At 64.4% G+C, this 21167-nt stretch carries 27 protein-coding genes and 1 tRNA gene; 14 read left to right on the top strand and 14 right to left on the bottom strand.

All coding sequences use genetic code 11. The features are described from left to right. Positions 1–1015: glycoside hydrolase family 17 protein (locus AC1VNY_RS17505; RefSeq protein WP_482406106.1), on the bottom strand; the 1015-nt coding region annotated here is incomplete at its 3' end. Positions 1016–1260: 245 nt separating this feature from the next. On the opposite strand from AC1VNY_RS17505, the gene AC1VNY_RS17510 reads away from it, so the two are divergent. The 4 genes from AC1VNY_RS17510 to AC1VNY_RS17525 all read left to right on the top strand — a co-directional run bounded on the left by AC1VNY_RS17510 (position 1261) and on the right by AC1VNY_RS17525 (position 6086). Continuing rightward, positions 1261–1872, top strand: coding sequence for a beta-1-3, beta-1-6-glucan biosynthesis protein (locus AC1VNY_RS17510; RefSeq protein ID WP_482406107.1), 612 nt, complete (start codon positions 1261–1263; stop codon positions 1870–1872). A gap of 194 nt (positions 1873–2066) precedes the next feature. Next, the gene (locus AC1VNY_RS17515) at positions 2067–4916 is read left to right on the top strand and encodes a glycosyltransferase (protein WP_038388784.1); all 2850 of its coding nucleotides are present in this window, start codon (positions 2067–2069) and stop codon (positions 4914–4916) included. 194 nt (positions 4917–5110) lie between these two features. Further along, positions 5111–5186 (top strand) — tRNA-Lys (locus AC1VNY_RS17520). Between the two features lie 768 nt (positions 5187–5954). After that, on the top strand, positions 5955–6086 hold the full coding sequence (locus tag AC1VNY_RS17525) for a hypothetical protein (protein WP_259243485.1): 132 nt from the start codon (positions 5955–5957) through the stop codon (positions 6084–6086). A gap of 365 nt (positions 6087–6451) precedes the next feature. Here the strand turns inward: AC1VNY_RS17525 and AC1VNY_RS17530 are convergent, their stop codons facing one another. The 3 genes from AC1VNY_RS17530 to AC1VNY_RS17540 form a co-directional block, all read right to left on the bottom strand. After that, complete coding sequence (locus AC1VNY_RS17530; protein WP_482406108.1) at positions 6452–6757, bottom strand: hypothetical protein; 306 nt, start codon at positions 6755–6757, stop codon at positions 6452–6454. Positions 6758–6833: 76 nt separating this feature from the next. After that, complete coding sequence (locus tag AC1VNY_RS17535) at positions 6834–7739, bottom strand: ribonuclease Z (RefSeq protein WP_482406109.1); 906 nt, start codon at positions 7737–7739, stop codon at positions 6834–6836. Between the two features lie 213 nt (positions 7740–7952). After that, complete coding sequence (locus AC1VNY_RS17540; protein WP_482406110.1) at positions 7953–8147, bottom strand: hypothetical protein; 195 nt, start codon at positions 8145–8147, stop codon at positions 7953–7955. A gap of 268 nt (positions 8148–8415) precedes the next feature. Here AC1VNY_RS17540 and AC1VNY_RS17545 point away from each other — a divergent pair, with 268 nt between their 5' ends. Then, on the top strand, positions 8416–8634 hold the full coding sequence (locus AC1VNY_RS17545; protein ID WP_482406111.1) for a hypothetical protein: 219 nt from the start codon (positions 8416–8418) through the stop codon (positions 8632–8634). 39 nt (positions 8635–8673) lie between these two features. Here AC1VNY_RS17545 and AC1VNY_RS17550 read toward each other — a convergent pair whose 3' ends face one another. The 3 genes from AC1VNY_RS17550 to AC1VNY_RS17560 form a co-directional block, all read right to left on the bottom strand. Further along, positions 8674–9132, bottom strand: a complete 459-nt coding sequence (locus AC1VNY_RS17550) for a hypothetical protein (RefSeq protein WP_482406112.1) — start codon at positions 9130–9132, stop codon at positions 8674–8676. Between the two features lie 35 nt (positions 9133–9167). After that, the gene (locus AC1VNY_RS17555) at positions 9168–9329 is read right to left on the bottom strand and encodes a hypothetical protein (protein WP_162832439.1); all 162 of its coding nucleotides are present in this window, start codon (positions 9327–9329) and stop codon (positions 9168–9170) included. 88 nt (positions 9330–9417) lie between these two features. Next, positions 9418–9678, bottom strand: coding sequence for a DUF3551 domain-containing protein (locus AC1VNY_RS17560; protein WP_028340725.1), 261 nt, complete (start codon positions 9676–9678; stop codon positions 9418–9420). 340 nt (positions 9679–10018) lie between these two features. On the opposite strand from AC1VNY_RS17560, the gene AC1VNY_RS17565 reads away from it, so the two are divergent. After that, positions 10019–10810 carry an anthrax toxin lethal factor-related metalloendopeptidase gene (locus AC1VNY_RS17565; protein ID WP_482406113.1) on the top strand — a complete coding sequence of 264 codons (792 nt, stop codon included), beginning with the start codon at positions 10019–10021 and terminating at the stop codon, positions 10808–10810. Between the two features lie 156 nt (positions 10811–10966). Here AC1VNY_RS17565 and AC1VNY_RS17570 read toward each other — a convergent pair whose 3' ends face one another. The 3 genes from AC1VNY_RS17570 to AC1VNY_RS17580 form a co-directional block, all read right to left on the bottom strand. Beyond that, positions 10967–11818 carry a 3-hydroxybutyryl-CoA dehydrogenase gene (locus AC1VNY_RS17570; RefSeq protein WP_018271573.1) on the bottom strand — a complete coding sequence of 284 codons (852 nt, stop codon included), beginning with the start codon at positions 11816–11818 and terminating at the stop codon, positions 10967–10969. A gap of 137 nt (positions 11819–11955) precedes the next feature. Continuing rightward, the gene (locus AC1VNY_RS17575; protein WP_482406114.1) at positions 11956–12147 is read right to left on the bottom strand and encodes a hypothetical protein; all 192 of its coding nucleotides are present in this window, start codon (positions 12145–12147) and stop codon (positions 11956–11958) included. A gap of 412 nt (positions 12148–12559) precedes the next feature. Next, positions 12560–12706, bottom strand: a complete 147-nt coding sequence (locus tag AC1VNY_RS17580; RefSeq protein WP_482406115.1) for a hypothetical protein — start codon at positions 12704–12706, stop codon at positions 12560–12562. A 53-nt stretch (positions 12707–12759) separates the two neighbouring features. Here AC1VNY_RS17580 and AC1VNY_RS17585 point away from each other — a divergent pair, with 53 nt between their 5' ends. From AC1VNY_RS17585 to AC1VNY_RS17610, 6 genes are all read left to right on the top strand, one after another. Further along, positions 12760–12975 carry a hypothetical protein gene (locus AC1VNY_RS17585; protein ID WP_028340727.1) on the top strand — a complete coding sequence of 72 codons (216 nt, stop codon included), beginning with the start codon at positions 12760–12762 and terminating at the stop codon, positions 12973–12975. A 129-nt stretch (positions 12976–13104) separates the two neighbouring features. Next, complete coding sequence (locus AC1VNY_RS17590; protein WP_028340728.1) at positions 13105–13362, top strand: hypothetical protein; 258 nt, start codon at positions 13105–13107, stop codon at positions 13360–13362. 305 nt (positions 13363–13667) lie between these two features. Further along, positions 13668–14957 carry a hemolysin family protein gene (locus AC1VNY_RS17595; RefSeq protein ID WP_482406116.1) on the top strand — a complete coding sequence of 430 codons (1290 nt, stop codon included), beginning with the start codon at positions 13668–13670 and terminating at the stop codon, positions 14955–14957. 121 nt (positions 14958–15078) lie between these two features. After that, a complete protein-coding gene (locus AC1VNY_RS17600; protein WP_018271570.1) occupies positions 15079–15678 on the top strand; it encodes a formyltransferase family protein in 600 nt (199 codons plus the stop codon). A gap of 193 nt (positions 15679–15871) precedes the next feature. After that, a complete protein-coding gene (locus AC1VNY_RS17605; protein ID WP_245288714.1) occupies positions 15872–16231 on the top strand; it encodes a hypothetical protein in 360 nt (119 codons plus the stop codon). Between the two features lie 121 nt (positions 16232–16352). Beyond that, entirely contained in the window at positions 16353–16730 is a 378-nt protein-coding gene (locus AC1VNY_RS17610) for a hypothetical protein (protein ID WP_482406171.1), read from the top strand. 70 nt (positions 16731–16800) lie between these two features. Here the strand turns inward: AC1VNY_RS17610 and AC1VNY_RS17615 are convergent, their stop codons facing one another. Next, complete coding sequence (locus AC1VNY_RS17615) at positions 16801–17199, bottom strand: RidA family protein (protein ID WP_482406117.1); 399 nt, start codon at positions 17197–17199, stop codon at positions 16801–16803. Between the two features lie 142 nt (positions 17200–17341). Here AC1VNY_RS17615 and AC1VNY_RS17620 point away from each other — a divergent pair, with 142 nt between their 5' ends. Further along, positions 17342–18217, top strand: coding sequence for a DMT family transporter (locus tag AC1VNY_RS17620; protein ID WP_482406118.1), 876 nt, complete (start codon positions 17342–17344; stop codon positions 18215–18217). Between the two features lie 87 nt (positions 18218–18304). Here AC1VNY_RS17620 and AC1VNY_RS17625 read toward each other — a convergent pair whose 3' ends face one another. Both AC1VNY_RS17625 and cysK read right to left on the bottom strand, forming a co-directional pair. Beyond that, positions 18305–18544: a BrnA antitoxin family protein gene (locus tag AC1VNY_RS17625; RefSeq protein WP_018271567.1), complete on the bottom strand. Its 240-nt coding sequence runs from the start codon at positions 18542–18544 to the stop codon at positions 18305–18307. Positions 18545–18562: 18 nt separating this feature from the next. Next, positions 18563–19537, bottom strand: a complete 975-nt coding sequence (gene cysK, locus AC1VNY_RS17630; RefSeq protein WP_482406119.1) for a cysteine synthase A — start codon at positions 19535–19537, stop codon at positions 18563–18565. A 226-nt stretch (positions 19538–19763) separates the two neighbouring features. Between cysK and AC1VNY_RS17635 the strand changes: the two genes are divergently transcribed. Further along, on the top strand, positions 19764–19979 hold the full coding sequence (locus AC1VNY_RS17635; protein WP_028332087.1) for a hypothetical protein: 216 nt from the start codon (positions 19764–19766) through the stop codon (positions 19977–19979). Between the two features lie 9 nt (positions 19980–19988). Here AC1VNY_RS17635 and tgt read toward each other — a convergent pair whose 3' ends face one another. Further along, positions 19989–21122: a tRNA guanosine(34) transglycosylase Tgt gene (tgt, locus tag AC1VNY_RS17640; RefSeq protein ID WP_482406120.1), complete on the bottom strand. Its 1134-nt coding sequence runs from the start codon at positions 21120–21122 to the stop codon at positions 19989–19991. Between the last annotated feature and the right edge of the window lie 45 nt (positions 21123–21167).

A 21167-nucleotide genomic window follows, 5' to 3' on the forward strand; every position in this document is an offset into this window, starting at 1 on the left:
CGAGGAAGGTGGCGACGGACAGCGCCATGCCGCCCGCCATCTGCAGCTTCCAGTCCGGATAGTTCGTGATAGCAACGCCGGGCGGATATTTCACCTGCCGCTTGACCGAATCGAACAGGCCCCAATTGCCGCCTACGGTGCCCTCGAGCTTGCGCTTCCAGGGCTGGTCGTAGGCCTCGATCAGGTTGACCCGAAAGCCCTCGCGCTTGGCGAGGTCGAGGATCTCGGACACCACCCGCGCCTGGTTGGTGCGCGACGGCAATGCGCCCTCCCGCATCCGCCCCTGGCTCGGCCAGCCGGTCTCGCCGATCAGGATCTCCTTGCCCGGGAATGTCACCGCCATCCGCTTGCGGATATCGTCGACATGCGCCGCGGCGTACTTCGCCTTGACCGGGATGTCCTCCCAATAGGGCAGGATGTGGATGGTGACGAAATCGACCGCGTCATAAATCTCGCGGTTCTTCACCCAGTATTCCCAGACGTCGGCATAGGTGACAGGAAGATTGCCCGCCGCCGCCTTCACCGCGCGGATGTTGCCGGCAAGATCGGTGGCGGTCATCTCGCCGCGCAGCAGCACCTCGTTGCCGACGATCAGCGAGGTGACGACGCCGGGATACTCCTTGGCGAGCCGCACCGCGATCGCGATCTGCTGCAAATTCTTGAAGCGGTTGCTGCTGAGCCAGATGCCCTGCATCACCTTCAGCCCGACCTTGGCCGCAACGCCGGGGACCTGGTCGAGGCCGTTTTCGATCGAATAGGTGCGCACGCAGTCGGTGACCTTGGCGAGATCGGTCAGATCCTGCTCGATCTGCTCGACTGGAATCTGCGTGGTGGGATCCAACGGCGTCTGCGCGCCGCGGAACGGCGTATAGGACACGCATTGCAGCTTTGCAGCGGGATCGATCGGCGCGCGCACGAGCGTAATCGGCGTGGCGAGCCACCACCACACGGATGCAATCACGGCGAGCGAGATCAGGAGAAGCGCCAGCGGCGTACGAAGCGAAATCGGTTCCATCCTCCGGGGGACCGTCGAATTAGCCGGTCACAGCCCATCTGCCAAGAGCGGGATTAGGTCAATACCATGGTTGTCCTGCGACAGTTTTGCGCTGGGTCGATAAAGTTGTGAGTTTGCTGGACAAAATACCAAATTCCAGTCATGGGATTCCGCCAGAGTCTCCGCCGCACTGGAGACCTATTTGGACGGCATCACGCGAGCCGTTAGGATGATCCCGCGGGGGCAGGAACATTATCGGGGAATACATGCGTCGACGGCTGCTTGAGTTGAAGAACACTGCTTTGCGCCACCTTGCCGTAACCGGCCTTGTCACGGGCCTTGCGCTCCTCATTGGGGCCGGCGGCGCGTTCGCCCAGAGCGGCACGCCGAATCCGCCGGATCAGGCCAAACAGCAGCCTGGACAGGCCGACGCGAACGCCAATGCGGCGCGCGAGGCCAACCAGCGCAAGGTCGAGGAATTCGTCGAGGCCCAGCAGGCCATCAACGGCCCGGCCGGCAACCCGGAATGCGTCTGGCTCGGCCGCCGCGTCGTCCGCCTGATGTGGAACGACGACCTCGACACCGCGTTCCGCCATCTCGACCTCTACGATCGGTTCGGCTGCCCCGGCGGCCACGTCCAGGCGGCGTTCCGCTGCCTGACCCGGTTCGGCGCCCAGATCGACGACAAGGTCCGCGGCAGCCTCGACGGCCGCATCCACGCCTGCTGGATCAACCCGGGCGCGCAGCCCCAGGCCGCGGCGGCCGCCGCGGCTCCCACCCCGGCGCCCGCGACGGCCGGCACCGCGGCACCGGCACCGGCAGCGTCACCCTCGCCTGCACCGACCCCGTCGGCATCACCTGCGCCGGCGTCGAAATAGCCCTATCCCGCGACCGGGTCCGGCCGCGATTTTTTTTCGCGGCTGGAACGGCTTGCGCCCTTAAAACGCCATCGCGGCACACCAGTTGTTAAATCGGATGGCGGAGATATCTTTCCCTCCGCCATCGTATTGGTCGAACCCAGGGGACGGGTTCGCTTAGTCCTCAATCTCAGGCCCCGTATGGTTTAACCGCGATGCGCGCCGTCGTCGCCGTCCTGTTGCTTGTCACCGCCGCCCACGCCGCCCTGTGGGGTCTCTTCCAGGAGAAGCAGTCGGCGCCCGATTTCCGTGGCACGCTGCCGAGCCTGTCCTACGCCCCGTTCGAGTCGGGTCACACGGTCGCCGACGTTGCCGCCGACACCGAGAAGGTGCGCACCGACCTGAAGAAGCTCTCCACGCTCACCAAAGCGGTCCGCCTCTATTCGTCGACGGAAGGCAACGAGCTGGTGCCGCCGGTTGCCGCCGAGTTCGGCATGAAGGTCACGGTTGGCGCGTGGATCGACAAGGACGCCAACCGCAACAACCGCGAGATCGAAGCCGCGATCAATCTGGCCAAGCGCAACAGCAATGTCATCGGCATCGTGGTCGGCAACGAAACCGTGTTCCGCGGCGAGCAGGTGCCGCTGGAAAACCTTGGCTCGGTTCCGGAGATCGGCGTGCCGCCCGAGGAGTCCGAGCGCATCCTTCGCGAGGAAGCGCAGCGCCTTCACGACGCGGAAATGCAGCCGGATGAAAGCGGCAGCAGCGGCTTGAGCAAGCGCGCTGAAGCGATCAAGTGGGCAGTCGCCGAAAACAACGTGCACCGGCTGATCAAGGTGATCCAGCGGGTCAAGAAGTCGGTCAACGTTCCCGTCACGACCGGTGAAATCTGGAACATCTGGCGCGACCATCCGCAGCTCGCCAACTCGTCCGACTTCGTCGCCGCGCACGTGCTGCCCTATTGGGAAAACTTCACCGACAAGCAGGCGGTGGACCAGGCGGTCGACCGCTACAATTTGTTGCGCGACTCCTTCCCCGGCAAGCGCATCCTGATCGCCGAATTCGGCTGGCCGAGCCAGGGCTACAATCTGCGCAGCGCCGTTCCCGGCCCGTTCCAGCAGGCCACCGTGCTGCGCAACTTCGTCACCCGCGCCGAAGCCATCGGCATGGACTACAATATCGTCGAGGCGATCGATCAGCCCTGGAAGTTCTTCGAAGGCGGCGTCGGACCCTATTGGGGCATCCTCAATGCCGACCGCGAGCCGAAGTTCGCCTGGACCGGTCCGGTCACCGATCCGAACTACTGGAAGATCGCGCTGGTCGCCGTCCTCGTCGGCCTGTTCATGTCGCTGCCGATCCTGCGGCTGGACCAGCCGACCGTGATGCAGGCGCTGCTCTTGTCGGCGGCCGCCAACGGCGTCGGCGCGTGGGTCGCGACCGTGTTCTCCTACTGGACCACGCACTACTTCGTCTGGGGTTCGGCCTTCGCGCTCAGCCTCGGCCTGGTGCTGCTGGTTCCGCTGGTCCTGATCGCGATGGCGCGAATCGAGGAGATCGCGGCGGTGGCGTTCGGCCGCGGCCCGCGCCGGCTGATCGGCAAGAGCGCGCCGCTCGCGCCCGCCACGATCGGCGAGAATGTGAAGTTTCCGAAGGTCTCGATCCACATCCCGGCCTATTTCGAGCCGGTCGAGATGCTGAAGCAGACGCTCGATGCCGTGTCGCGGCTCGACTATCCGAACTTCGAGTGCGTCTGCATCATCAACAACACGCCCGATCCCGACTTCTGGCGGCCGATCCAGGATCACTGCCGGCTGCTTGGCGAGCGCTTCAAGTTCATCAATGCCGAGAAGGTGCAGGGCTTCAAGGCAGGCGCGCTGCGCATCGCGATGGACCGCACCGCGGCGGATGCCGAGATCATCGGCATCATCGACGCCGACTATGTCGTGCATCCGGACTGGCTGAAGGATCTCGTGCCGGCGTTCGCCGATCCGCGCGTCGGCCTCGTGCAGGCGCCGCAGGAGCATCGCGACGGCGATCGCTCGCTGATGCACTACATCATGAACGGCGAATATGCCGGGTTCTTCGACATCGGCATGGTCCAGCGCAACGAGTTCAATGCCATCATCGTGCACGGCACGATGTGCCTGATCCGCCGCGCCGCGATGGACAAGGCCGGCGGCTGGTCCTCTGACACGATCTGCGAGGACACCGATCTCGGCCTCTCGATCCAGCAGCAGGGCTGGCTCACGCACTACACCAATGTGCGTTACGGCGAAGGCCTGCTGCCCGACACCTATGAGGCCTTCAAGAAGCAGCGCCACCGCTGGGCCTATGGCGGCTTCCAGATCGTCAAGAAGCATTGGCGGCGCTTCCTCCCCGGCGCCAGCCGGCTGACGCCCGATCAGCGCCGCGAGTTCTCGCTGGGCTGGCTCAACTGGCTCGGCGCCGAGAGCCTCGGCGTCGTGGTTGCGATCCTCAATCTGATCTGGGTGCCGATCGTTGCCTTCGCCGACATCGCGATCCCCGACAAGATTTTGACGCTGCCGATCATCGCCTCCTTCATCGTCTCGCTGGTGCATTTCGTCGCGCTCTACCGGCTGCGCGTGAACATCAAGGCAGGCCAGATGTTAGGGGCCATGATCGCGGCGATGAGCGTGCAGTGGACGGTGTCGCGCGCGGTGGCGCAGGGCCTGATCACCGAGCATCTTGCGTTCGCCCGCACCTCCAAGGGCGGCCTGTCGCGGATGTCGATCGAGTTCCAGGCGTTCTGGGAAGCCGTGATCGGCGTGTTGCTGCTGATCGGCGCCGTCGTGCTTGTCGTCACCAACGGCTACAAGCAGGTACGCGAGATCTACATCTTTGCCGGCGTCCTGGTGTTGCAGAGCCTGCCATTCCTGGCGGCGGTCTCCATCGCGATCCTGGAAAATTCGCGGATCAACGAGTTCGCATTCTGGCGCAACAGCGCGATCCGCACCGCGGAACTGATCGGGTTGCGCCCGGTCAGCCTGCCCTCGGTCGCCGCCCCGTCGCAGCCGGTCGGCTCGGAAATCCGCCGCGACAACTAGCGACGGATCTAGCCGACTTCAAGAAACGGCCCTAACCGCAGGCGCCGGAACGGCAAATCCGGCGCAGCGGTGCACAATTGACCGCCCCTCGGCTATTGACCCGATCGGCCCTGCCCCCTACACAGCGCGGGCTGGAGCACGATCCCGAGATGCGGGTTAACCCGCTGACGTCCGGATCCGCTGTTCAGGTGAGTGAGCGCGTAGCTCAGGCGGTAGAGCACGTGACTTTTAATCATGGGGTCGAGGGTTCGAGTCCCTCCGCGCTCACCAAGCAAATTCAGATATTGAAGCCAGAAATACAGCCTCCAAGCCGGTTTCAAAGCTTCGTCTTGCACATGCGTTGCACACAGTAGTGCGGCAATGGCGATAGCCCTCATGGTGCTCGGCGCAGCTGCGCCGGCGCCGTTCATGGCCGCGGGGACCGCGATCGCCAAGATCAACAGCTTCGGCAAGCCCGGTTAGCAGATCGGTAACCGTACCCGTGGACGCTTCTCACGGGACGGGACCGATTGGGATGCAGAAGACGGTCACCGTTTCACGAGGAGCTGGCGCCCGGGCCCTGGCGCCGGCTCTTCTTAATTTTGTGTGAACCAAGCCACAGTTGTTCGGCGTGATCTTTAGTAGGTTTTCGGCGCTGGGGATTTCAGGGCCCAGAGGCTGGAAGAACAGGGCGCCGCCGGGACAAACCATTTCGGGCCCGGCGGCGTAATTTTTGGGAATGGTCACCGCAACCCCAATGCTCGGATCAGACGCATTCGGACGCCAACGGCTCGTTGCTCTCCCTGTCGCGGTCATCATGCTCGGCGTCGCCCACGTCGGGCCCGCCTGCGGTTCTCCGGACCGGTCGGCGGCGGGTGTATTGCGGCATAAGCCTTGCTCTTTACGTGGCGCAGGGAATTTCAGTGTCCCGGTTCAGGAACAAGCTGTCGCCGGATGTGTCTTTTGGAGACGGCCAGCTGGATTCATTGGGAGGTATCGTTGAGATACGCAGCGCCCCTACCGTCAAGGTTTATCGTTCGGAGAGGAAGCACCGACTGGATGGTCTATGATCGAGAGCTCAAGGGGCCAGCGCAGTTGAAGAAAGACGGCCGCTTCGCCGAGAAGCTGACGAAGGAACAGGCCGAACACATCAAGCAGGCATTGACGGACGCCCTGAAGCCCGAGCCGTAGGCAGAGCTAGCTCGAATACCCCGATCGGCGACGACACAAACCGCGAACAGATGACATCTGTGTTACCTCGTAAGGTATATGAACAGAGTTGGGCAAAGCGAACGAGGCGCGGCAAAACCGCGGCGCATCAGTGGAGCAAATTAGGCCGTTGCGGAATTCAGCTTTGACTACCGGCCATTTAGTCGAGCCACCGCGCGTCGCCGCGAAGGAACGATCAGTGAACAGCTCAAAGGCATAGCGGAAGCCGCCCGCGCCGGTGAAGACCACCTGCGCACCAAGAGAGCGTGAACGCAGGATGCCGAAAGCGCACGAAGCTCAGCGGCCAATTCGGAGCGAACATTCGGAGCGCTGCAAGAGTTCAGCCATCAAGCCAACGGCAATTCGCCCTGACCGCCTGTCCAGTCGATGATGTCGATCTGAAGTCCTCGCTTCAACATCTCGGCCTCGAGACTGCCGGCATGCCGTTTCCATTCGGGCGTTGCGCGGACGCGGAATCTTGGATCTTCGCCGGCTGCCTCGAATTCGTCGTCGGCCTTGAGCGCGCCGCGGACGGCTTCGTACATCATCTTCAGGCTGGCGTCGGTGAAGGCGCCGTAGTCCATCGGTCGTCTCCCTTGGCACTGTGACACGCAAAAGGCCGCCACGTAGTCACTCGTGGCGGCCTTCTGCAAGCGGCCCATCCAGACGGCCTAGGACAACGTTGCGTGAGTCGGGTTAATGAAACGTTGTTCGTGCGGCGGCGCGCACTCAGATCGCGATGCGGTCGAAGTCGATGGCTATCCGGCTGTTCGGGAAAATCCTCGTCGCCTCCGCCAGAATGTCCTCGTCCGGGTAGCGGCCGGAGATGTGCGTGAGGATGAGCTGCTTGACTCCGCTCCGCGCCGCAAGCGCGGCGGCTTCGCTGGCCGTCAGATGCCCGTAGTCGCGCGCGATGGCCGCATCACGCTCGAGAAACGTCGCTTCGATCACCAGCAGGTCGGCGTCCCCGACGCGTTCGGCGAGCCCGTCGGTGGTTTCGGCATCACCGACGATGACGAGCTTCCTTCGCCCCTGCGCGCGGCCGAGCACCTGCTCCGGATCGATGGTGCGACCATCGTCCAACTTCACCTGCCGTCCCTCCGCCAGCTCCCGCCGAACCGGCCCATCGGGCACGCGCAGCGCGAGGAGCCGGTCCGGGAGGAGATGCCGGCGCATCGCGCTCTGAAACGAGAAGGCGAAGCTGTCCGTATCCCGGTGGCGGACCGGAAAGCAATCGATGGTGAATTCGCCGGCGTCGAGCACTCGCCCCTCGCTCAACGGCACCAGATCAAGCGGGATCGGCGCTCTGCCTTCGCCCCAAAGGCCTGCCAGCATGCGGACGACGACGTCGAGCGTGCCAGGCCCGGCATGAATCGTCATCGCATCCGAGCTTTGCCGCAACCGGAGGGTCGAAAACAGCCCGGGGATGCCGAGCACATGATCGAAATGCCCGTGGGTCAGCAGCAGGCGATCAAGCCGTCGAAAGCCGGCGCCACTCCGCAGCAGCTGGCGCTGCGTTCCCTCGCCGCAATCGACCAGAATACGACTGCCGGCTGCGTCGACGAGGATGCCCGGGTGATTGCGCTCGGGAGACGGCACGCTTGCCGACGTTCCCAGAAAAGTCAGCGAGAACATCGCAGCACCTCGCCTTCCGACTGCCGACGGCGCCATGCCGCCGAGACCGCGCAATCTGATGGCAGCGTCGCCCGGTGTGTTCAAGCATTTCGACGCCGACGACGCGGGACCAAAGCGTCCCGAAGCCGGTGGCTTAAAGGGCAAGCCGCATCTGCGCCATCGGGATCGGTTGTCGTGACCGGCGCACGCGGCGCCTGTCACGCCATCAACCGGTCACAGCCTCAAACATCGAAAGATCTGCGCGAGCGCGGTGTTGGCGGATTGCGCGCGCCGTTCGACGATTTCGGCCGCAGCGGCATAGTTGCGTGCGAGGATCTGGAGCGCGCGGCGGGCATCCGGCAGCGTGGATTGCTCCGCCATCTCCAGGCACTGATGCTCGAAATATCTGAGCTCCTCAAGTTCGGTCATTCGCGAATCGTCCGATCGGTTCCTGCATTTTCGAACTCAGTGCGCCGGCGGCCTAGTGAAAGTTTGGCAAGTTTGTTGCGGGGGTCGGGCAATCTGGTCGGAGTGTTTCTGGACGCATGATTTGATAGTCACCGCTCCGTGACCGATGCGAGGATGAGCTGCGCGGATCGACAACCGCGTGCAATCGTTTCACAATGCGGCTGTCTCGCTTGGCGAGATTTGGAACATGCGCCGTTGATGCGGCATCGAATTGGCTTTGTTGGACCAGATGAGGAAACGCGATTGGGCTTTCGTGGCGGCCTGTGTGGCAGGCGCGCTGCTGTTCGGTGTCTGGAGTTTCCAGATGGGTATCGCGTTTCATCGATCCCAGCACGGCGCGACCGACCTCTCCAGTTCGCATCGGCGGAGCCAGGACGGCGCTTCCGCGCGCAGCCCGGCCGGGCTCCAGGCGGATGACGGCGATCAGCAGGCCGGACTGCCGCGATAGGCGCCGTGATCACGTTCGTCACCACCACATCGCTTCGGACTAGGCCCACGCCAGGCCTGCCATGCCGGCGGCGCCATCGTCATCTGTCTTGGCATGCGTGAGCCGCCTGCGGCGCGGACTGTCCTTGGCGCGACGGTGACGAGCGCCAAATCTGTGCAGCGCCATCGGCACCTGCCGCATCACGCCGCGGACGAGATCGATGGCCTGCCTGACGACGGCCACCACCGTCGCAACGCGGGTAAAGAAGCCGATCAGGAAGATCATCGAGAAGATGTCCATATAGGCCAGCACATCGCCAACCAGCATCAGCTCGGGAGGAAGCGGAATCCGGTGCCAATAGGCGCCGATCACGATGGCAACCGGGATCAGCGCGATCAGCTTCCGTAACGTCAGCCGATCGAGCAAGGCGGCGAGCTCAACGACCAGGATCTGCCACAGCCAATCGCCAAGCGCGGCCGGCTTGTCGATCGTCCAAGTCTGCCACAAACGCTGCCACATCGCCGCTCCGCCTCCCCTTGCGCGCATGACCTGCGCTACGGCTTCGACGACGCCTCGCTGCTGCCTTCGTCTGCGGCGCCTTGCGCATCAGCCGGATCGGCCGATGGAAAGATGCGCTCATAGTTCGCACGCGCCTCGCGGATCAGACGCGCGCGCTCGCGTTCGGACTTCGAGATGAACCTGATGATCTCGCCCATGTTCGCTCCAAGGCAAAAAAAATGATCCGACCGTCAGCTATGCAACCATCGTGCCCGACGGTCGCTTGGCCCGACCTTCTCGCACCGCTCAGCGGAACGCCCGCGGCGCCATCCGCTGCTGGCTGAAGGCAACGCGCGGATTGATGCCGCAATAGGCGTCGCGGCCCGACGCGGATGCCTGGCACTGCTGATAGGTCTGGTAGCCGCAATAGCCGGGATATCCCTCCTGCCGGCCCTGGATGCACCAGGGATACTCATAGGGATCGGCCGCCGCAGGCGACGCGGAACCGACAATCCAGCTCGTTCCGAGCGCCGCGAACGCCAGAATTGCCCAATTCGTCCTGCGCATGATCGTGTTTCCTTGCTCAATCGGCACCCAGCCGCTGATTTAGGTACGCCGGCAAGATCTGCGAGGTTTCCGGGCACCGCCTCAAGAAGCTGTGACGATGGTTCAACGCCCGGTCGCGGCACGGTGAGGACCGGCTGACCGGTCATCGGCCCTCGCGGCCTCCAGACCCGCTTGCCCGCTGCCCGCCGGGCCATCCCAGCGCATGTAGTTAACCGACGCCTAATCGGGGATGCGCGGTTGAAATGTACGACTTAAGCACGCCGCAAGGCGGCTGCCCTAGTCTCCCGCGCGGCTCAATGGACGACGACACCCGGAGAGGCTCGTCGCACGGGGGATAATCATGCGCAGCGCGCTCATTGCTTCAACGATCCTGTCACTTGCGGTCGGGCCGGCCGTTGCCGGACCACGAACGTCGGGGCCGTCCGAGGCGGCACCGGGCAGCGTCGAGAAATATCGCGGCTATGTCTTCGATCTCTCCGAGAACGCCGACCGCAAGGACGTCACCAGCATCGCCGATATGGTCCGCCGCCAGCTCGACGTCGTGGAAACCGCAGGCTTCAGCCCGAAGGTGCTGCAGTTCTTCCATCGCGTGCCGATCGTTGCCAGCGAGATGGCGTGTCTCGATGAAGCCGCGGCGGCGGCCTGCTATGGCTTGACGCCGCCGGAATGGGACCGCGGCACGACGCGCGACGTCACCATCTGGGATCACGACAAGCAGCAATGGACCAATTCGGATCCGCTCGCGCTTGCGCTCGATTCCGGCATCGGCATCATCAGGATGCGTCCGAACATGATGCGCTACGCGAAGGAACCGGTGCTGCTGCACGAATTCCTTCATGCCTATCACGCCCGGCTGTTGCCGAACGGCTATGAGAACAAGGGCATCAAGGCTTTCCTCAGCCAGGCGAAGTCGAAGGAGCTGTTCGCCAAGGAGGCCTACGCACTGAAGAACCAGCAGGAGTTCTTCGCGGTGACAGCGAGCATCTTCCTGGCCGGCAAGGATTCCGAGCACGAACCCTATACGCGCGCCACGCTGAAGGAGAAGATGCCGGACTACTACAAGTATCTCGTCGGCCTGTTCGGCGCCGATCCCGAGGAAACCAGCGTCACGCCGGTCGCATCGGCCGACTGAGCCCGGTATCCCACAAAAAAACGAGGCCCGGTGTGCCTAGGAGACCGGGCCTCGTTTCTGATGTCCCCCGCCTCGTGGCGGATCAGGTCTTGTCGATACGCGACCTTGTCCGCGCGATCCATCCCGGATGATTACGGGGTCAGGCGCGCGCCGGCCTCACTTGCTGTAGCTGTAGAACCCCTGCCCGGTCTTGCGGCCGAGATGGCCGGCATCGACCATCTCCTTCAGCAGCGGCGCCGGCCGGTATTTGGGGTCGTTGAAGCCGGTGTAGAACACCTCCATCACCGACAGCATCGTGTCGAGCCCGATCAGATCGGCAAGCGCGAGCGGGCCGATCGGATGATTGCAGCCGAGCTTCATGCCGGCATCGATCTCCTCGGCGGTCGCAATGCCTTCCTGCAGCGCGAAGATCGCCTCGTTGATCATCGGGCACAGGATGCGGTTCACCGCGAAGCCGGGGCTGTTCTTCGCCGTGATCGCGACCTTGCCGACCCGCTTGGCGAAGGCTTCGGCCTTGGCGACGGTGTCGTCGGAAGTCTGCAAGCCCCGGATCAATTCGAGCAGCGCCATCACCGGCACCGGGTTGAAGAAATGCATCCCGATGAAGCGGTCGGGACGATCGGTCGAGGCCGCAAGGCGAGTGATCGAGATCGACGAGGTGTTGGTTGCGACCAGCGCGCTCGGCTTCAGCCCCGCACAGAGATCCTTCAGGATCTTGATCTTCAGCTCCTCGTTCTCGGTCGCGGCTTCGATCACGAGATCGCAGGCGGCGAGCTTGGCCTTGTCGGTGGTCGCGTTGATGCGCCCGAGCGTCGCGTCGCGATCGGCCGCGGTCATCTTCTCCTTGGCGACCAGCCGATCGAGACTGCTCCCGACCGTCTTCAGGCCGCGCTGGACCGCCGCGTCGGAGATATCCACCATGGTCACGCCGAGGCCTGCCGCCGCGCAGATCTGCGCGATGCCGTTGCCCATGGTCCCGGCGCCGATAATGCCAACCGTCTCAATCATCGCATTCGTCCCTCGTCGCTTGCGCGGCCGCGCGGCCGCATCGTCAAAAACGGCGGACCGGAGGGGTCCGCGGATGGGGCATGAATAGCAGTCCGGCCGCGCGGCCGATACAGCGGAAGCCGGTATTCCGGTGGGGTCTATTCGGGCCGCGGCGAGACAGGTCGCCGTGGCGGAACGGCCGGCCGCGGCGGCAATTGGGTGCGCGGTGGTTCGGCCGCGCGCGACGGTTCGAGCACGCGGTTAAGTCGTACGATCCACCAGGCCAGCCGCCCGTAGCTGCGGCGCAGCGCCGATCCGAATCCCTCGTCGATGTCCTGATCACGATCCATACCCCTATCATTAACGTGCATCCTTGAAGGAACGGTGAGCGCCATCACGTGCTGCGCCGGCAATCGTTAGGAGCTCGGCAACCATCCACGCGCAGGCTGTACGCGGGTGCCGGTAGTCTCCCGGATTGCGCCGGGAAGTCCCCGCGCTGCAACATCACAGTGCCGGTCCGACTCGCATTTTGTTGATCGAATTTTTCCGCCGAGCGCCGCGACATAAGGACATTAGACGACGAGGGCTACGCCCATGCTTGCCGAGAAATTCATTCTGTTGCTCGAGACATTGCTTAACGGCCAGACCCATTCCGACGGAAGTCCCCGCGTGGTGAGCACCTCGCCCCACATTCCGGTGAAGCTTCCCGGTGGAAGCCAACCGCAAGGCAGCCTGCCTCGCTAGGCCCCTGCTGCCGGCAGATTAGGTCGCCGCGAGACTTTCGAGGGCGTCGCAGCCACGTCGCTGCGGAATGCTGGTCGCCAGATTGCCGCGCGTGCTGACCAGATGATCGTCGTGACGCACGAAGCCATTTGGCCGGCGCAACCCCTTGCCCGTGATGCAGCTCATAGGTGGTGAAGCCGAGCCACGCTACACCGCTCCGGCAACGACGTGGTGCCGCCGTGGACGATAAGACCGACAGCAAGACCGATTTCGGAAGCATCGCCGTCGCAATCTGCGTCGCCGCCTACATCGCGATCATGCTGGCCTATCTCGCCCAATACGATCTCGGCCTGACCGCCGCGCAGACGCGTCATCTCTCGATGCTGGCAGCGCTGTTCCTCGCGCTGCCCGTCGCGCTGGATTTGCTGCGCACCGGACCCGGCGACGCTCGCTGACGCGGACACGAACGCGCCCGCCGCCTCCGATCTCCCCCTGCCGCAGACACGCCTGCGCAACATAGCGCTAGGTGAAGCGACGCGAATCAGCGTTACTTTGCAACTGATCGCTTCGTGGGATTTGGCGGCATGACCCAGCCCGACGTGTTTGATCAAAAGGTTCTGGATCAGAACATTCGCGAACTGCAGGAATGGCTGCGCAGGGCCTGGCAGCAACTCGCGGACCCCTCACTCACTGCCTTCTCCCGCCGCGAATTGCGCAACCAGATGAAGCAATGCAACGCCGATTTGCGCGTGCAACTGCAAGCCGCCTCCAAACGAATGCTGGTGCAGCCCGCCTCATCGGGCAGGACGTTCGCCAAGCCGGCGCTGCGGATCCTCGCCTAGAGCATGATCCGGAAACGTGCGAAGCGGCTTTCCCTCGCGACAAACGCAGGGCGCTTGCGCGGAGATTTATGCTCAAACAATGGGCTGAAGCGCGATGACGATTCAAGCCAATCTCATCGCGCTTCAGCGTTTGTCTGGCTGTCACACATGCCAGCGCGCCAAAATGCCGCGATCTCCTGCTGCATGCTGGCCATACGCACCCTCTGCTTGTGCAGGAACGCCCGACAAGGCACAGCAAAACCGCTCCGGTATGCCTATATTGGGCGTCGTGTAGCGGCCGACGCCGCCAATGTTTAGGGACTCCCGTGTTATATCTGGAACTTGCGATCGTGGCGATCTTGATCGTCGTCAACGGTCTGTTGGCGATGTCGGAGCTCGCGATCGTCTCCTCGCGTCCGGCGCGCCTTGCGGCGCTGGTCGAACGAGGCGTCAGCGGCTCGCGCCGCGCACTTGCACTGGCCTCCGATCCCGGCAAGTTCCTCTCCACGGTTCAGATCGGCATCACGCTGATCGGCGTGCTGTCGGGCGCCTTCTCGGGCGCAACGCTTGGCCAGCGTCTGACCCAATGGCTGCTTGAGCTCGGCGTGTCCGCAAGCATCGCCGACGCGGTCGGCGTCGGCCTCGTCGTCGGCGTGATCACCTATGCCTCCCTGATCGTCGGCGAGCTGGTGCCGAAGCAGATCGCATTGCGCGATCCCGAGTCGATCGCGGTCAAGGTCGCTCCGGCGATGACCATGATGGCGCGGTTGTCGCTGCCGCTGGTGTGGCTGCTCGACCGTTCCGGCAAGCTGCTGCTGTGGGTGCTCGGCCATCGCGAGGATGCGCAGGACCGCGTCAGCGAGGACGAGATCAAGACGCTGGTGGTGGAGGCCGAGAACGCTGGTGTGCTCGAGCCCGGCGAAAAGGAGATGATCGCCGGCGTGATGCGGCTCGGCGATCTGCCGGTCGGCGCCGTGATGACGCCGCGTCACGAGGTCAGCCTGATCGACCTCGCCGCCCCCGCGGCCGAGATCCTGGCGACGCTGCAAAGAAGCAGTCACTCGCGCTGCGTGGTGTTCGACGGCAATCGCGATCATGCGCTCGGCATCGTGCAGGCCAAGGACGTGCTCGACGTCTACCTCGCGGGCCAGACGCCCGACATCCGCGCGCTCACGCGCGATGCGCCGATCATTCCGGAGACCGTCGACGCCCGCGACGTGGTCGCGATCCTGCGCGACTCCAGAGTGCATATCGGCCTCGTCCACGACGAGTACGGCACCTTCCAGGGCGTCGTCACCAGCGCCGACATCCTCGAGGCCATCGTCGGCGCCTTCCACACCGAGGAAGGCCCGGCCGAACCCGCCTATGTCCGGCGCGCCGACGGCTCCTATCTGATCTCGGGCTGGATGCCGGCGCTGGAATTCAGCGAACTGCTCGGCATCGCGTTGCCATCGCCGCGGCCGTACCAGACCGCGGCCGGCTTCCTGCTGCATGAATTCGGCGCGATCCCCGATGTCGGCGCGAAAACCACCGCGCAGGGCTGGGAATTCGAGATCGTCGACCTCGACGGCCGGCGCATCGACAAGGTTTTGGCCAGCAAGCAGCCGGCGGCCTGACATTTGCCACCCGGCCGTCCTGTTGATAAGCGGCAAGACCGCGAAACAGGCGGCTGCGGTGTGCTATCGGCATAGCGGCGGCCCGAGCAATCCCCGAGTGAACCCCACGGAATAGATCCCCATGCGCATTACCCTTGTCGGTTCCCGCCATTTCGGCGTGACGACCCTGAACATGCTGCGCGAACACCACGTCACGCTGGTCAGGGTGGTCGTCCATGACGGCGAGGACCGGCTGGCGGCAGCGGCCAGGGCAGCCGGCATCGAGGTCGTTGTCCAGGCCGATCCCAAGCTGGTGACGGCCGCCGAGATCGCGCCGGACACCGACCTTATCGTGACCGCCCACAGCCACGCCCGGGTCAGCAGGGAGGCGCTTGCCGCGTCCAGGCTCGGCGGCATCGGTTACCACCCGTCGCTGCTGCCGCGCCACCGCGGCATCGCGGCGGTGGAATGGACCATCAAGGAAGGCGATCCGATCGCCGGCGGCAGCATCTATCACCTCGCCGACCGCATGGACGCCGGCGCGATCGCCGCGCAGGACTGGGTGTTCGTCAAGAAGGGCGAGACGGCCCGCGAGCTGTGGGAGCGCGCGCTGGCGCCGCTCGGTTTGCGTCTGCTCGCCCAGGTCATCGACTATGGTAAGGTCAACGGCTCGCTGCCGGCCAAGGTCCAGGATGAGCAGTTTGCGACCAAGGCGCCGAATCTGAGCCCTGGCAAACACTAATCCGAGCTAGGGTATAGAAATACCTCGTTCGGAAAAGCCATGCTCGGATTTTCCGTTCCTGATCCGGAACCGAATTCACCATGATGTGTTTGAGTTCACAGGAACATTTGGGGACTCTCGCGACGCAGCAAATTTTGAACACATTGTGACAGGATAAGCCGCGTCATCACACGAAATTACAGGGATTTGATTCATGCGTTCGATCCGCATTCGCGACCTGATTTTGGTCACTACGGTCGCCTCGGCCGCCGCCCTCACCGCTGCTCCCGTGTCTGCCCAGCAGCCTTATGACGGCCTTTGGAACGTCACCGTCGTCACCAAGACCGGCAGCTGCGAACCGTCGCAGAGCTCGACCGTGACCGTCGCTGAAGGAAAGATCTCGGCCCAGGGCGCGGCGATCTCCGGCACCGTCGGCAGCGGGGGACTTGTGCGAGTCTCGATCAATGGTGCATATGCGAACGGACAACTCAGTGGCAACTCCGGATCGGGGAAGTGGAATGGGGCATCAGCTGGCGTACCGTGCAGCGGCCGATGGGAAGCGTCCCGTCAGTAAGATCACCAGCCTATCAAGTTTCTTCGCCATCGCGCGGCGGCCCGCATTTGCAGCCGCCGCGTTTTTCGTGACCGCACTCGCAAGCACCACGGGCCATGCCCAGTCCGGCCCGTTCGCCGGCATGGCGGGCACCTGGTCGGGCGCCGGCTCGGTCACACTGGACGACGGCTCCAGCGAGCGCATCCGCTGCCGCGCCACCTATCACGTCGGTGGGCCCCGCATGACCATGAGCCTCACCTGCGCCAGCGACGCCTACAAGTTCAACCTGGCGGCCGATGTGCAGGCCGAAGGCAGCGCGGTCAGCGGCAATTGGAGCGAGTCCAGCCGCAATGTCAGCGGCTCGTTGCAGGGTCGCGGCGGCGGCGGCAATTTCCAGGTTGTTGCCAGCGCTCCCGGCTTCAATGCCGACATCTCGATGCGCACCACCGGCAACAAGCAGGCCGTTACCATCAGGGCCGACAGCCAGTTCCGCGGCGCTAGCATCACGCTGTCGAAGTAATCGATCCGCGCTCCAACGTGAAGAGCCCTCGGGTCATCCCCGAGGGCTTTTTGTTTGCGCCCCAGCGGTGCTATGCCGCAGGCACGAATGCCGTGACCTCGATCTCGACCTTGGCCCGCTGATCGACCAGCCCGCCGATATAGAGCAGCGTCGACGGCGGGAAATTGCGCCCGAGCGTCTCCTTCCACGCCGCGCCGATACCGGCGCCCGCGGCCTCGTATTCGCTGCGGCTGGTCAGGTACCAGGTCAGGCGGACGATGTGCTCGGGGCCGGCACCGGCTTCGTTCAACAGCTTGATGATGCGCTTCAACGCGATGCCGACCTGGGCGGCCATGTCGGGGGCGTAATCGCCCTTCTCGTCGCCGCCGGTCTGCCCCGCCAGCACGATCCACTTGCCGGGCGCGTCGAACGCGACACCGTGCGCGAAGCCGCGGGGTTTCGACCATTCGGCCGGTTGCAAGACACGCATGAGCAGATCCTCCTGATTTGATTTCCCGATCTGCTTAGCAGAGATCACGCGGGTGACGCATCACCGCGCAGGCAGAATTGCGCGTTGCAAATTCATGGCAGCTCGCCGATACCGGGCACCCCTCCTCCGCTCGTTCCCCGCCATGGATCGCACGCCCTCAAAGACCCGCGCAGCATTGTGGATGTCCGGCTGGCTCGCGCTGATGTTGATCGTGGCGGTGGCCGGCCGCGAGGCGACGCGCGAGGTCAACGTCTTCCAACTGATGGCCGTTCGCGGCGTGCTCGGCTTCGCGATGCTCTATCCGCTGATCCACATGAATGGCGGGTTTGCGATCGTGAAGACGGCACGGGTGCACGTCCATATCGCGCGCAACCTGATCCATTTTTGCGCGCAGCTCGGCTGGTTCTTTGCGCTGACATTGATCCCGATCGGCCAGGTGGTTGCGATCGAGTTCACGATGCCGATCTGGACCGCGATCCTTGCGGCGAGCTTTCTCGGTGAGCGCATGACGGCGTGGAAGATCGTCGCGATCGTGCTTGGCCTTGTCGGCGTATTCGTGATCGTGCGGCCGGCGGCCGGCGCGATCAATCCGGGCCAGCTGATCGCGCTTGCCGCGGCGGTCGGCTTCGGCATCTCGGTCGCCGTGGTCAAGTCGCTGACGCGGACCGAGCAGACGCTGACGATCATGTTCTGGATGCTGGTGGTGCAATCGCTCGCGAGCATCGGGCCTGCGCTCTACGTCTGGATCTGGCCGCCGCTCTCGACCTGGGGCTGGCTTGCCGTGATCGCGTTCTGCGGCACGTTCTCGCACTATTGCATGGCACGCGCCCTGCTCCACGCCGACGCGACTGTCGTGATCCCGATGGATTTCGTCCGCGTGCCGCTGACGGCGATCGCCGGCTGGCTGATCTATGCCGAAAGGCTCGATGTCTACACGGTGCTCGGCGCGGCCATGATCCTGGCCGGCAACCTCATGAACCTGAAACCGACCGCAAGGAAGCCGGCGCGCGCAAGGTAACGCCCGCGCCGTGCGAGCGTAGCGCCGCCGCGCCCTGCCAGCGAAAGGCCCGGGGAACGTCCCGGGGCCCCTGGTTTCGAAAGCGAGTTACTTTCCGGCGGCCTTGCGCAGCGCCGCGTTGATGCGGTCCTGCCAGCCGGGGCCGCCCGCCTGGAAATACTCCAGCACGTCCTGATCGATCCGCAGCGTGACTTGCTCGCGGACGCCGGGGACAGCGACGGTCTTTGGCACCGCGTCCGCGACCTTGGTGGTGGCGCGCTTGAACGCCGCCTCGGCTTCGCTGCGGGCATCGTTCAGGGTTCGCGGTCGCCTCGGCTGGTCGGCCATATGTCGGATTCCTGTGTCTCAGATTCCTTCAAACAGTACCGTGGAGAGATAGCGCTCCGAGAATGACGGCACAATCGCCAGAATGGTTTTGCCCGCCGCTTCCGGCCGCTTGCCGATCTGCAAGGCGGCCGCGATCGCGGCACCCGACGAGATACCGCCGGGGATGCCTTCGTTGCGCGCCAGCTCGCGCGCGGTCTCGATCGCGGTCGCGCTGTTGACCTTGACGATCTCGTCGATCACGGAGCGGTCGAGGATGTCAGGGATGAAGCCTGCGCCGATGCCCTGGATCTTGTGCGGCGTGTGCTGGCCGCCCGACAGCACCGGGCTCTCTTCCGGCTCCACCGCGACGACGCGCAATGACGGCTTGCGCGGCTTCAGCACCTGGCCAACGCCGGTGATGGTGCCGCCGGTGCCGACGCCGGCGACGAAGTAATCGATGTTGCCGCCGGTGTCGTTCCAGATCTCCTCGGCGGTGGTGCGGCGATGGATCTCGGGATTGGCGAGGTTCTTGAACTGCTGTGGCATGACAGCGTTGGGCGTCGTGCGCACCAATTCTTCCGCGGTCGCGATCGAGCCCTTCATGCCCTGCGCGGCCGGCGTCAGCACAATCTCCGCGCCGAGAAAGGCGAGCATCCGCCGCCGCTCGATCGACATCGATTCCGGCATGACGAGCTTGAGCCGATAGCCGCGCGAGGCCGCGACATAGGCAAGCGCGATCCCGGTGTTGCCCGAAGTCGGCTCGATCAGCACCGTGTCGGCGTTGATGATGCCGGCCTTCTCCATCGCCACGATCATCGCCGCGCCGATGCGGTCTTTCACGCTGGCCGCCGGATTGAAGTATTCCAGCTTGGCGAGGATCGTCGCGTTGGTGCCAGCCGCCTGCGGCAATCTGCGCAGCCGCACGATCGGCGTAGAGCCGATCGCATCGACGATGGAGTCAAAGACGCGGCCGCGTCCGGGTTGCACTGCACTCGTTGTCGACGGCGCGTCCATCAAGCGGCTCCTGTAGCGGGATGTGCTGGAAATATGCGGTCTTGTCTCATTAGAAGCAGCGCATCATGACGCGCAAGTGAGAAACCGCCGTGGCGCGAATTCGTTGCATCGCAAAATAAGAACCTACGCAAATTACGTAAAACCTACGCATTTGTGTTGCGACAAGGTCAAACAAATGCGTCTATATACTTTCGTCAGGTGCAGCTCAGAACGCAAAGGAGGTCACATGCCAGCTCTCGCTGAAGTTCTGTCGACCACAGCGTCCAGGCCCGATCCGCGCGGCTGCGATTTGCCGACCTGTCCGGTGTGTGCTGACTCCATGGTGGCGGCGGAAGCCTCCGCGTACCTGTTCGACAATCTGATCAGCTATCTCTGGACCTGCGACAACTGCGGTTACGGGTTCGTGACCAAACACGCGGTGAAACCGATCGTGTGCAACTGATCACACAGCTCACCTTGGAGCGATGTCACCGCGCGCCCAACCGGCGCGCGTTTTCGTTCTGAAGTCCTCGAACGTGCCGTTCGCCACCGCATCGCGGATGCCCTGCATCAGCTGCTGGTAATAGGCGACGTTGATTTCGGACAGCAGCATTGCCCCAAGTGTTTCGCCCGATCGCACCAGATGATGCAGATAGGCGCGCGAATAGCCGTGCGCCGCCGGCCACGGGCTCTCGTCGTCGAGCGGGCGCGGATCGTCGACGTGCCGGGCGTTGCGCAGGTTGATCTGCCCGAAGCGGGTGAACGCCATGCCGTGGCGTCCGTTCCGTGTCGGCATCACACAGTCGAACATGTCGACGCCGCGCGCCACCGCCTCGAGGATGTCTTCCGGCGTGCCGACGCCCATCAGATAACGCGGCCGATCGATCGGGAGCGCCGGCGCGGTCTCCTCGATCATCGCCAGCATCACCGCCTGCGGCTCGCCGACCGCGAGGCCTCCGATCGCATAACCGTGAAAGCCGATGTCGGTCAGCCCGCGCGCGCTGGCGTGCCGCAGATCCGGGACGTCGCCCCCCTGCACGATGCCGAACAGCATGTAGCCGTCCGGCGCCGCCTCGAAGGCGCGCTTGGAGCGCTCGGCCCAGCGCAGCGACAGCTGCATCGCGCGCTCGATGTCGGCGCGCTCCGCCGGGAGCCGGACGCACTCGTCCATCTGCATGGCGATGTCGGAGCCGAGCAGCCGCTGCACCTCGATCGAGCGCTCCGGCGAGAGCTCGACCTTGGTGCCGTCGATATGCGAGCGGAAGGTCACGGCCTTCTCGGTCACCTTGCGCAGCTCCGACAGCGACATCACCTGGAAGCCGCCGGAATCCGTCAACGTCGGGCCGCCCCAGCCGGTGAAGCGCTGCAGGCCGCCAAGCCCGGCAATGCGCTCGGCGCCGGGCCGCAGCATCAAGTGATAGGTGTTGCCGAGCACGATGTCGGCGCCGGCATCGCGCACCTCGCGCCAATGCATGCCCTTCATCGCGCCCGCGGTGCCGACCGGCATGAAGGCCGGCGTCCGCACAAGGCCGTGCGGCGTGGTCAGGCGCCCGGTGCGGGCGGCGCCGTCGGTTGCCAACAGCTCGAAATGGTTGGGAAGATTCATGCGGCTGCTTATTGCGTGTCGCCGGTGCCCGATCAACCCGTCGGA

The organism is Bradyrhizobium ferriligni (assembly GCF_056837965.1).